Source organism: Candidatus Omnitrophota bacterium, from assembly GCA_041653595.1.
In the GTDB taxonomy this organism is placed as follows: Bacteria; Omnitrophota; Gorgyraeia; order Pluralincolimonadales; family Pluralincolimonadaceae; genus Pluralincolimonas.
The window spans coordinates 26305-37306 of sequence record JBAZFB010000015.1; the positions used below are offsets into that span (position 1 = coordinate 26305).

An 11002-nucleotide genomic window follows, 5' to 3' on the forward strand; every position below is an offset into this window, starting at 1 on the left:
CGTTTCCGGTTAAGGTATACTGATTATAACATGAAATCCGAGATCCTCAAAATTTTTGTGGTCGCCCTGGCTGTTGTTACGCCGGTCCAGGCCTACGGCCGCGCCACAAACGACCCGGCAGCGGCCGCGATGTATAACGAGATGGGTGTCAAGGCTTTCAAGGACGGCGCGACGGCGGCAGCGGTATCCTACTTCGAACAGGCCCGCAGGCTTAACCCCTCGGATAAGACGATAAAGAAGAACCTTGCCGCCGCCTACACCGGCCAGGGCATGGCCGAATACGACAAGAGGGACCTCGCCGACGCGCAAAAATATTTCGAGGCCGCGCTTCAACTCGACCCTGAGAACGTGGATTCGCTGGTCTTATTGGGCGATATAAAATACCTGTCGCAAAAGATGGACGAAGCGAAGGCCCTTTGGGAAAAAGTGTTAAAGGTGTACCCGGATTATCGGTACAGGAAAGAGATCGAAGAAAAAATAGCGAAACTGGCCAAGGAAGCGAAGGTCGAGAAAGATTACCGCTCGACCGGGATGGACCGGTTCGAGATCAAATATTCGCGCGAAGGCGCCAGGTTAAGTTATAATATAAGGTATTACCTCCAGGAGGCATACAGGCTCCTCGGGCAGGACTTCGATTACCGTCCCGGTTACAGGATAACGGTCCTGATATCGGACAGGGAACAGTTCGAGACGATAGGCGGATGGCCGGCCGGGACCCAGGGAGGATATGACGGCAAGATACGGCTCCCCCTGATAGGCGCGGATTACACGCCCGACCACATACGGGGGCTGGTCTGGCATGAATACACGCACCTGATCGTGGAAGACCTTTCCAAGGGAAGGGCGCCGCTGTGGATGAACGAAGGGCTTGCCTATTACGAGGGTTTTAAGTATATGAAAAAGCGCATGGCTACATTGAAGGCTGCGGTCGATAAGAACCGGCTGATACCCCTCGCCGGCCTCGATGATGTTCTGAAGGCGCAAGACGTCGGTGAAGAGTACTGGCTCGCGTGCGAGGAGTCGTATACCATAGCCTCTTACATGATGAAGAGGTATAACAAATACACCATCCGCGAGATCCTTAAGGGGATGGGCGGGGGCGAGACGTTCGAGACGGTCATGAAAAAGAAATTTAACACATCCATGAAAGAATTCGAAAAACGCTGGCTTACCGAATTAAATAAAGGCAGGCTCTACTGATATGGCGGACAAAAAAGTATTCAAATCAGGGTTCGTGGCGATAATAGGCAGGCCGAACGTCGGCAAGTCGACGGTACTTAACCGCCTTGTCGGAGAGAAGGTCGCCATCGTCACGCAGAAACCCGAGACGACGCGCAACAAGATACAGGGGATATTGACCCGCCCCGACGCCCAGGTGGTATTCGTCGATACGCCGGGGATACATAAGCCCAAGAACCTCCTCGGAAAACAGATAACGCAGGTCGCGAAGGACGTTTTGCTCGAAGTGGACCTTATCGTCTTCGTCCTGGACGTCACAAAAGGCATAACCCCGGAAGATATGCTCATATTCAACCTCGTGAAAGCCGCGAATAAGCCGGCCATTTTGTTGATAAACAAGATAGACTTAAGGAGCAAGTCGCTCGCCCTGCCGCTTATCGAGGAAGGGGCCCGGCTCTACGATTTCAGGGATATAATCCCGACGTCGGCGTCAAACGGCGACAATATGGACGTCCTCCTCAAGAAAGTCATCGACTACCTTCCCGAGGGGCCGAAGTATTTTCCCGACAGCCAATTTACCGACAAGACCGAAAAGTTCATGGTCGCCGAGATGATCCGCGAGAAAGCCCTCGTGCTTACGCATGAGGAGGTGCCGCATTCCCTGGCCGTGCTTATAGAGGAATTTACCGAGCGCCCGAAGAAGCTTGTCTATATAAGGGCGGTGATATATGTCGAGCGCCATTCGCAGAAGAAGATACTGGTCGGCCACAAGGGCCAGATGTTAAAATCCATCGGCGAATCCGCGAGGAGTGACATCCAAAAATTCCTGAACCGCCACGCCTACATTGAGCTGTGGGTCAAGGTCCACGAGAACTGGCGCAAGGACCCCAACGCGCTGAAGATGCTCGGCTACGCGTAACTTTTCCCCCTTGTATTTTACCCAAAGTATGGCATACTTCAATTGACCGAAGAGGGCAAAGCCGCTCAGCGCGAATAGGCCAAAACGCGTTGATGCCGCATCAGTCGGCGCCGAAAGGGCGGGACGCAAAACCTCAAGCCTAAATCCCGCAGTCAGGGGACAAGGCCAAAAGGTTGCCGAAACTGGAGAAAAGGTCAAAGGCGTAGGTTGCCCCCTTAACGGTCAACTGACAATAATTGCCAACGGCTAGCAGGATTCAAGAAAGAAGCGGCAGTATCGCAGTAAGCAGCTTCGAAGGGGTTTAGAGCCGTTGGCGTTTTTTTTGACTTTTCCCTCCCAAGCCTATATAATACAAGAGATGAACCCTGCCAACCCAAGCATAGACAAAGCGTCCATAATAAGAAGGATACCTATCTTCTCAGGCCTACCGAGCGCGGCCCAAAAGCTGATAGAGGATTATTCCTATGTAGCTGAATACAAGAGGAACCATATTCTCTACCGCGAAGGCGGCCCGGCCGATTCCTTTTACTGCATGGTCACGGGGAGGGCGAAGGTATTCGTAAGGACGCCGTCCGGGGAAGAGAGGACGCTTGTCCACCTGCACCGCGGCGACTATGTGGGCATAATCTCGCTCCTTACCTCCGAGCCGCACTCCGCATCGGTCCGCATAATAAACGATTCGCTGGTCCTCCGCATAGATAAAAAGAATTTCGATCTCCTTCTCAAGGAAGCGCCCCAGCTTGCCCTGAAATTTACCGAGGCGCTCTCGCGCCGCCTGAAGAAGGCAGAATCGAAACAGAGGACGGTCTTCGAGTCTTCGATAATATCCGTCTTCGGGCTCGCGAAAAAATCCGGGCGGACAATGTACGCGGTCAACCTCGCGATAGCGCTGGCCTATGAGACGCGCAAAAAGGTCATACTCCTTGATATGAGCCATTCGGGGAACGAATGCTCCTCGATGCTGCAGATGGATGAGCTTAAACGCATCGACCTGAAGCGCCACAGCATGAATTACGAGGAAGCAAGGCCCCTGATAGCAAAATACGAAGCCGGGGGCATATACCTCCTTAACATGGGCTGCGACGACCACAGCAAGATCGAGCCGTCGCATATCATCTCTTTTTTGAGTTCCCTGGCGTCCGAGTTCAATTACATCATCGTCGACATGCCGGCGGAGATAGACAAGCCTACCTATAAGCTTCTCGAGCAGTCAGACCTCATACATGTAGTCAGTGACTGCAATGAGCATAACCTGAAAGCTACGGGAATGCTCATAAAAGAACTTAAGAAGACGGTGCAGGACCCCGAAAATACCGTCAAGGCGATAATAAACGAATTTGTGCGGACCGAGAGTTTCGAGGAAGAGGTAAAATTACTGGGCCACAAGGCCTATGCCGCGCTTCCGGACCTGGGGTTGCTTGCCGGGATGATGTCAGCGGGATTGCCCCCGGTATTGGCTGTCCCGGAGAGCCTCTATTCGAGGTCCGTAAGGAGGATAGCCCGCGAGATCGGGAAGATCCTCGTCGGCCTCGCGCTCGGCTCCGGCGCGGCGCTCGGGCTGGTCCATATAGGCGTATTGAAAGTGCTGGAGAGGGAGAAGATACCGGTAGATTTTATTGCCGGCACGTCGATAGGCGCGGTGATCGGCGCTTTCTGGGCGTCCGGCATAGAGATCGAGGAGCTCGAAAAGATAGCGCTGAGATTCAAGAGGAAGGACACGCTCTTTTCGCTGGCGGATTTTTCGCTCATACCGCTGCAGGGTTTCATGAACGGGAATAATTTCAAGAAGTTTTTCCGGGAACACCTCGGGAAGAAGACATTCCACGATACGCATATCCCGCTGAAGATCGTCGCGAATACGCTCCGCTCGCGGGAGAACATAGTTTTTGACGAGGGCAGCCTCGTCGACGCGCTCAGGGCATCATGCTCCATTCCGGCATTCATAAAACCCGTAAGATACGGGGACGACTTCCTTATCGACGGCGGCACCCTCGACCCGGTGCCGATAGACGTCCTGGCGAAACTCGGCGCGAAGAAGATAATAGCGGTGAATTGCCTGCCAAGCCAGGAAGAGATGATGAAGGCCTTCAAGGAATTCGAGGAGAAGCGCAGGGCCGACGAGATAAGGCTGTCGCAGCGCACGGTATTCTCGCGCCTCGCCTATAATTTCAGGAACTGGGTGCGCCGGACATTCGCGCCTAACGTATTCGACGTGATGATGAATGTTTCGCTGGCGATGCAGTATGCATTCGCCGAGGCTTCGTCCAAGGACGCGGATTGCGTCATACATCCGGTCCTCCAGAACGCGGCGTGGTTTGAATTGTATAAAGTAGAGGCGCTGATAAGGCGCGGGGAGCAGGAGACGGAAAAAATGCTCCCGCAGATAAAAGCATTGATAGAGGAATGATCATCTATACTATAAGGAGAGGGACTGATGGCAAGCGGTGAGAAGTTCGATTGCATCGTAGTCGGCGCCGGCCCGGCAGGGACTACGTGCGCGTATACGCTCGCGAAAGCGGGACTGAGCGTGGTGTTGCTCGAGCGCGGGGAGGCGCCCGGCTCAAAGAACGTGATGGGCGGGATATTATATTCGACGATACTCAATAAGGTCATACCGAATTTTTGGGAAGAGGCGCCGGTGGAAAGGCGCGTCGTGAAAAAAGTGTTCTCAGTCCTGTCCGCCGATTCTGAATTGCAGATGGGGATGAGGTTCGAGGGTTTCAATAAGCCGCCGTTCAATAACACCTTTACGGTCCTGCGCGGAAAATTCGACGCGTGGTACGCAAAGAAAGCGGAAGAGGCCGGCGTAATGGTGCTCAACCAGGCGGTCGTGGATAAGATAATAACGGAAGGCCGGAAAGCGGTCGGCGTAAAGACGCGGCTCGAGGACGGCGACCTCTTCGCCGACACGATCGTGGTCGCGGAAGGGGTAGGTTCGCTCCTCTCCGAAAGGTTAGGATTGAGGGAGAGGCACATCCCCGAGCATATGGTCACCTGCTGCAAGGAGGTCATCGCCCTGCCGAAGGAAGCCATCGAGGAGAGGTTCAATCTCGAGGGCGAGGAAGGGGTCTCGCTCGAATATTTCGGCGGCTCGGTAAAAGGGATGGTTGGCTCGGCATTCATATACACCAACAAGGAGACGCTTTCGGTCGGCATCGGCGTCTCGACGAGGGACCTCAAATACAACAAGTTGACGCCGAACGACCTCATCGAGAATTTCAAAGAACACCCGTCGATAAGGCGCCTCGTAAAAGGCGGGAAACTCCTGGAATATGCGGCGCATTTGATACCCGAGTTCGGGTACGACCACCTCCCGAAACTCACGATGGACGGGCTCATCATCGCGGGCGACGCCGCGGGTTTCGTCAATATGAACCCGATGTTCCACGAGGGCTCCAACCTGGCGATGGCCTCGGGGTTGTTCGCGGCCGAGACGATAATAGAGGCGAAACAGAAGAACGATTTCTCCGAGAACGGCCTCGCGGGATACCGCAGGCGGCTGGAAGACTCTTTTGTGTTCAAGGACCTGAAGCGCTATAAGGGCATTTCAAATTTCGCGGCGAAACATCCCGAATTTTTCAAGGAATATCCGGAGCTGCTGGTCGAGCTGGCCGAGGACTTCTTCACCGTGTCCGAGACGCCGAAAGGCAAGTCGAGGATGGCCGTGATAAAGAAGGGGCTGAAGAGGGTCAACCTCCTCAAGCTGGCTATCGGGATGAATCGCGCGCGCAAAGTGATGTTCTGACAGGATATTTCGATGCGTGAAGACACGATTCCTTTTATGTTTTTCTCGAGGGCGAACAAGTATGGGGATAAGTGCGCCCTCAGGTCTAAAGAGAACGGGAGATACCGGGATATAAGCTGGGCAGAGGCGGAGGGCAAAGTAAAAGACCTCGCCATCGGCTTTATATCCCTCGGGCTTAAGCCCGGCGAGAAGGTCGGCCTGCTTTCCGAGAACCGGCCGGAATGGGCCTATTCCGATCTCGCCGTCCTTTCCCTCGGCTGCGCCGATGTCCCGCTCTATCCCACCGATGTCCCGCGCCAGATGGAGTATATTCTCCGGGATTCCGGCTGCGCGATGGTAATAGTCTCGACCCAGGAGCAGCTGGATAAGATAACCTCTATAAAGCAGCGGCTCCCGGAGCTCAGGGAAATAATAATGATCGATCCGCCGGAAAAGGCGGGCGACGCCGCTGTCATCCCGTTCGAGTCGGTCCTTAAGGCCGGGGCGTCGAAGGCGCAGGAGCTGAGGGGCGAATTCGAATCCCGGCTTAACGCCGCGGAGAAAGACGGTCTCGCCTCGATAATCTACACGTCAGGCACGACCGGCGCGGCGAAAGGCGTCTGCCTGACGCACGAAAATTTCCTTTCAAACTGCAGGTCTTCCGTAGACCTCCTGCCTCTCGGCGAAGATGACACATGCCTCTCGTTCCTGCCGCTCTCCCACGTATTCGAGAGGATGGCCAGCTACTATTTCACGATGTTTGTCGGCGGAACGATAGCGTATGCCGGCAGCAATGAATCCGTAGCCCAGGACCTTAAAGATGTAAGGCCGACTTACGCCTGTTCCGTCCCGCGGTTCTACGAAAAGATGTACGCGAACATAATGGATTCCGTCTCGCGCAGCCCGGAGCCGGCGAAAACGATATTCGAGAGGTCGGCCGCGGCGGCCAAGAGATATGCCGAAGCCAAATTGAACAAATTAGGCCCCGGCCCGGTCCTCTGGCTTGAATACCAATTGGCGAAGGCGCTCGTCTTCTCTAAAATAAGGGACGCCGTCGGGGGAAGGATCAAGTTCTTCATATCGGGAGGCGCGCCGCTCTCGAAAGAGCTCGGCGAATTCTTCTATTCGTTCGGGATATTCATATTCGAGGGATACGGCCTGACCGAGACCTCGCCGGTCGTCACTGTAAATACTTTCAAGGCGTTCAAGTTCGGTTCGGTCGGCAAGCCCATCCATAACACCGAGGTCAGGATAGCTCCGGACGGCGAGATACTTATCACCGGCCCCGGGGTGATGAAGGCCTATTATAAAAAGGAAGCCGAGACCAAAGAGGCGTTCGACGCCGACGGGCAGTTCCGCACCGGAGATATCGGGTATCTCGACGAGGAAGGCTTCCTCTATATAACCGACCGGAAGAAGGATATCATAATAACCGCCGGCGGGAAGAATATCGCGCCGCAGAACATAGAGAACACGATCAAGTCCGATTCCTATATACACGAAGTCATCCTGCACGGCGACAGGAGGCCGTACATTACGGCCCTCATAGTCCCGAATTTCGACGCGCTCAAGGGCCTCGCCATGAGGCAGGGCATACCTTACATAAAGGCAGAGGAGCTGGCCAGGCATCCCCGCGTGCGGGATTTCATAGCCGATAGGATAGAGCAGAAACAGAAAGACTTCGCCAATTACGAGAAGATAAAGAAGTTCACCCTGCTGGAAAATAAATTGACTATCGAGGGAGGCGAGATAACGCCGACCCTGAAGGTAAAGCGGAAGGCCGTCGCGGAAAAATACAAGGATATCTTCGACGGGATGTACAGGTCCTAGGACGGCATAATGAAGACCGAAGGTTCGTTCAAGAATAAAGACGCCCAGAACATATTTTACAGGGCTTTCATCCCGGAAAAACCGAAGGCAGCGGTAGTCCTCGTCCACGGGCTCGGCGAGCATTCGGCGAAATACAATTATTTCGCCGAGGACGCCTGCAAAAAGGGGATGGCCTTCTTCGCCTATGACCAGCGCGGCAACGGCCGCTCCGGCGGCTTCAGGTGCCACGTCGACAGGTTCGATGATCTCGTGGAAGACCTGCGCCAGTTCGTCGGGATAGCCAAGATCGAATCACTGTGCGATGACGCCTTTATCGTGGGACTCAGCATGGGCGGGTTGACCTCGCTGCTCTTTTCGATGAAATACGGCGGGATGATAAAAGGCGCGGTTGCCTGCGCGCCCGCCCTGCGTTTCGTAAGCCCGCCCACCGGCATAGAGGCTGGCATGGCCGGATTGTTGTCTTTTTTCCTCCCGAGGCTCACGACGCCGAACAGGGTGCCTTTCGAATACCTTTCGCATGATAAAGAACTGATAGAGAAGACGAAAGGCGACAAGCAATCGCACAGGGTCATCTCTTTCAGGTTATTTACCGAGGCGACAAAGGCGGCGGCGTATGCCCTCGAGAACGCGGCGTCGATAAAGGTCCCGCTCCTGTTGCTGCAAGGCACCGGGGATAAGGTGGTCGACCCGTCCGGGACAAAGGAATTTTTCCGGAAGATGACTTTAGCGGACAAAGAGATAAAATTATACGACGGCCTCTACCATGAGCTGTTGCGCGAGACGGAGAGGCAGGAGATAATGGACTACATCCTCGGCTGGATAGCGAAAAGGGCGTGAATATGAGCCTTCGCGGCCCGTGCGCGTTTTTCCTTTCTTTTTTGCTGGCGTCATCGTCTGTTTGCGCCGCGGAGGATACGGATTATGCCCGCGAACGGCAGATGATGGTCGATTCCCAGATCGCCGCGCGCGGGATAAAAGACAAGAGGATCCTTGACGCGGTCGGGAAGATAGAGCGGCACAAATTCGTACCCGAAGGCATGAGGCAATATGCCTACGAGGATATATCCCTCCCGATAGGCGAAGATGAAGCCGTCCCCCCGGCGTATTTCGTCTCGCTGGTCGCCCAACTCGCCGGCCTTAAGGGGAAAGAGAAGGTCCTGGAATTGGGCATAGAGTCCGGTTACCAGGCGGCCGTCCTCGCGGAACTCTCCGCGGATGTCTATTGCGTCGAGCCGTCGCAGAAGATCGCGTTGGAAGCAGGGGAGAAGCTCAAGGCGCTGGGCTACAAAAATATAAAAGTGAAAACAGGCAGGGTTGACGCGGGATGGCTGGAATTCGCCCCTTATGATGTCATCGTGATAACCAGCCCGATAGATTTCGCCCCCCAGCAGGCGATCGACCAGCTCATGCCGAACGGCAGGATGGTGATGCCTCTCCGCGAATACTGGGGCAAGAAGATGGTCGTGCTTACGAAGACGCCTAAGGGCAAAGGCTTCGAGATGACAGGTACCCTGGTAACGCCGCTCACCGGCGAGGCGCCTTCGGCGGCCGCTAAAGAAACCCCGCCGAAACAAATAGACGACGCGAAATGGGAGACCGTAAAAGGCAGTAAGTGGATGAAGAAAAAATGAAATGGCCGCTCGCGTTTTATATCATGATATTTTTCGCGGGGACACCGGTTTTTTCTGTCTCCGCATACGGCGAAGAGGCGGACCCCGCCAAGTTTTACGATTACGCCAAGGGCGCGCCTCTTTGTAAGCTCGAGCCGAGGGAGAAGACGGGCCAATACGAACATTATTCTTTCAGCTATCCTTCCGCCCTGCAGACCGATTATCCCAATAATATGGTATACCTGGATTTTTATGAGCCGAAAGGCGAAGTCCTTGGCGAAGCCAAGGGACAGGAAAAATATCCCGCGGTAATATTCCTCAGCCATATAGCGGGAGGAGTGCCGCAGATCGAGGGGGAATTCTGCCGCGACCTCGCCTCCAACGGCATAGCGGTCCTGTTCATCCAGACCGCTTACCAGAAGGATTATAAGTTCAGCCGCAAATGGCTCGAGGAGAATATCAGGCAATGCGGCTCGGACGCGATAGTCCAGTTATTCCGGCAGATAGTCATCGAGGCGCGCCGCGGGATAGACTGGCTCGAGGCGCAGCCGAAGGTCGAGAAGGAAAAGATCGGCATAATGGGGTTGAGCCTCGGCGGGATAATGGTGCCCATAGTCACCGCGGTGGACCGGAGGCCGTGCTCGATGGCGATAGTCCTCGGCGGCGGCGATATGGGCAAGATAATGTGGAACAGCTTCGCGACAAAGACATTCAAGAAATGCCTGGAAGAGGAAGGGATAACTTCCGAGGGAGAGCTCGAGAAGAGGTTATGGATAATAGACCCGCTGACTTTCGCGGACGGGTGCAAGGGCAAGCCCATCCTGATGGTAAACGCGTATTTCGATACCGCGATCCCGCGCGCGAGCACCGACCAACTATGGGAGGCGCTGGGAAAGCCGCAGATAGTCTGGATACCGTCGGGCCATTTCACCTCGCTATTCACGATGGGCTACGCCAAATTGAAGACGTTCCAGTTCTTTTACGCGGAACTGGTCGACAGGGAAAAGGCCAAAAGGATCGAACCTTCGTATTATCCAGAGTATCCCGTATCGAATTTTTCGGTAGACGCGGGGAATATCATAGGCAATGAGACGAGCTACAAGGTCAAGGTCGGCACGAACAACAGGTACCGGGATATCCGCGCCGGCGTCATACGGCAGAACCTTTTCGGCTCGGGATATTTCGGCGGCGGCGAAGTGCTCTGGCGCGCGTCGAAAGACGACCGTCACGACATGCGGGACCTCGGCGGCAGCCTTATATTCGGGAGCCGGCTGACAAAGTATACCCACGGGTTCCTCGAATACACATACGAGCACGTGAATGTCGATAAAATAGCGGATTGGGCTCCCCAGGAATTCAAGAATAACGCGGGCAGGACCGGCGTGTCCACGCTATCCTTCCACTGGGAGAGGAACACCTTCAACGATAACCTTTACCCGACGGACGGCTCGTATTATCACGCCGGTTTCGGCGTCGCGGCGAAGGGCCTCGGCGGAGATTATAATTTCATGAAGGCCGTGGGCGAAGGGAGATGGTATTTCACCCTGCCTTTCCCGAAGATAACCGTCGCCTTCAGGGGGATGGGCGGGTGGATGGACAGGTACGGCGAAACGAAGGACGTCCCTTTCTTTGAAAAATTCATGTTGGGAGGGATAGATACGGTGCGCGGGTATAAAGTAAATTCCATAGGCCCTAAGGACGCTGACAACAGGCCCCTGTGGGGGACGGTGATGCTGCTGG

Annotated in this window: 8 protein-coding genes; all 8 read left to right on the forward strand. The window is 54.8% G+C overall.

Annotated elements, in window-relative coordinates:
• The first annotated feature begins 30 nt into the window (after positions 1–30).
• The gene (locus WC317_06385) at positions 31–1200 is read left to right on the forward strand and encodes a tetratricopeptide repeat protein (GenBank protein MFA5339752.1); all 1170 of its coding nucleotides are present in this window, start codon (positions 31–33) and stop codon (positions 1198–1200) included.
• A 1-nt stretch (position 1201) separates the two neighbouring features.
• On the forward strand, positions 1202–2098 hold the full coding sequence (gene era / locus WC317_06390) for a GTPase Era (GenBank protein ID MFA5339753.1): 897 nt from the start codon (positions 1202–1204) through the stop codon (positions 2096–2098).
• Positions 2099–2456: 358 nt separating this feature from the next.
• Complete coding sequence (locus WC317_06395) at positions 2457–4505, forward strand: patatin-like phospholipase family protein (GenBank protein MFA5339754.1); 2049 nt, start codon at positions 2457–2459, stop codon at positions 4503–4505.
• A gap of 27 nt (positions 4506–4532) precedes the next feature.
• On the forward strand, positions 4533–5843 hold the full coding sequence (locus WC317_06400) for an FAD-dependent oxidoreductase (protein ID MFA5339755.1): 1311 nt from the start codon (positions 4533–4535) through the stop codon (positions 5841–5843).
• A 12-nt stretch (positions 5844–5855) separates the two neighbouring features.
• Positions 5856–7652 carry a long-chain fatty acid--CoA ligase gene (locus tag WC317_06405; protein MFA5339756.1) on the forward strand — a complete coding sequence of 599 codons (1797 nt, stop codon included), beginning with the start codon at positions 5856–5858 and terminating at the stop codon, positions 7650–7652.
• Positions 7653–7661: 9 nt separating this feature from the next.
• Positions 7662–8489, forward strand: a complete 828-nt coding sequence (locus tag WC317_06410) for a lysophospholipase (GenBank protein ID MFA5339757.1) — start codon at positions 7662–7664, stop codon at positions 8487–8489.
• A 2-nt stretch (positions 8490–8491) separates the two neighbouring features.
• Entirely contained in the window at positions 8492–9283 is a 792-nt protein-coding gene (locus WC317_06415; protein ID MFA5339758.1) for a protein-L-isoaspartate O-methyltransferase, read from the forward strand.
• The coding region (locus tag WC317_06420; GenBank protein ID MFA5339759.1) for a BamA/TamA family outer membrane protein at positions 9280–11002 on the forward strand (1723 nt) is incomplete at its 3' end. The genes WC317_06415 and WC317_06420, both read left to right, overlap by 4 nt.

What these genes read in the sequence shown, in the direction of transcription:
- WC317_06385 (MFA5339752.1), top strand. Translation starts at nt 31, where the DNA reads ATGAAATCCGAGATCCTCAAAATTTTTGTGGTCGCCCTGGCTGTTGTT.
- era (MFA5339753.1), top strand. Translation starts at nt 1,202, where the DNA reads ATGGCGGACAAAAAAGTATTCAAATCAGGGTTCGTGGCGATAATAGGC.
- WC317_06395 (MFA5339754.1), top strand. Translation starts at nt 2,457, where the DNA reads ATGAACCCTGCCAACCCAAGCATAGACAAAGCGTCCATAATAAGAAGG.
- WC317_06400 (MFA5339755.1), top strand. Translation starts at nt 4,533, where the DNA reads ATGGCAAGCGGTGAGAAGTTCGATTGCATCGTAGTCGGCGCCGGCCCG.
- WC317_06405 (MFA5339756.1), top strand. Translation starts at nt 5,856, where the DNA reads ATGCGTGAAGACACGATTCCTTTTATGTTTTTCTCGAGGGCGAACAAG.
- WC317_06410 (MFA5339757.1), top strand. Translation starts at nt 7,662, where the DNA reads ATGAAGACCGAAGGTTCGTTCAAGAATAAAGACGCCCAGAACATATTT.
- WC317_06415 (MFA5339758.1), top strand. Translation starts at nt 8,492, where the DNA reads ATGAGCCTTCGCGGCCCGTGCGCGTTTTTCCTTTCTTTTTTGCTGGCG.